This is a genomic window from Bartonella sp. AP58NXGY, assembly GCF_042195785.1.
GTDB lineage: Bacteria > Pseudomonadota > Alphaproteobacteria > Rhizobiales > Rhizobiaceae > Bartonella.
This window is the reverse complement of sequence record NZ_JBHIOY010000441.1, coordinates 1-524: the sequence shown is the minus strand read 5'-3', so window position 1 is coordinate 524 and position 524 is coordinate 1. Positions and strand designations below refer to the sequence as shown.

The 524-nt window shown below is 39.1% G+C and carries 1 protein-coding gene; it reads right to left on the bottom strand.

What is annotated here, in order from left to right; all coding sequences use genetic code 11:
* Positions 1-524 (bottom strand): autotransporter outer membrane beta-barrel domain-containing protein (locus tag ACFINC_RS11895; RefSeq protein WP_375617323.1); only part of this gene is annotated, 524 nt, incomplete at both ends.

Sequence of the window (524 nt, the reverse complement as noted above, 5' to 3'; positions counted from 1 at the left end):
CCTGTGCATCTTTCGTTAATGTCAGTGTTTTAGTTAAATTCCCCCCAATACGCATCCCCCAATGATCTGGTCTTCGCATATCAATATTAAGATTATCAATATCACGCGTGTTATGAAACTGAAGATTTTGATAAACAAATTGAACCTGTGGTTCAAAAATAAAACATCGACAACCTATCCTAAATGTTTTACCAGCCGTTAAGGAAAAACTTAAGGGCTTTCCTCTCAATGCGGCCGTTTTACCTCGCTCCCGTGTAAGAACATTGCCATTAAACAAACCATAAGAGAAGAGACCACCCATATAAAAACCCGTATCATGCTGCATACTCCCATATGCTGTGATTGTCCATTTATCAAATATACTTTCTTGACGTTGTTTCACCTCTCGAGGCAGCAAAGAAAGCTTGCCATAATTGCCCATAATCCCCAAGGATGTTGTACTGTATGCACTTTCGATTTTCTTAAGTAAAATACCTGCCTCTAGTGCATTATAATCAAGGTCGCCTCCATATCCATATTCCAGT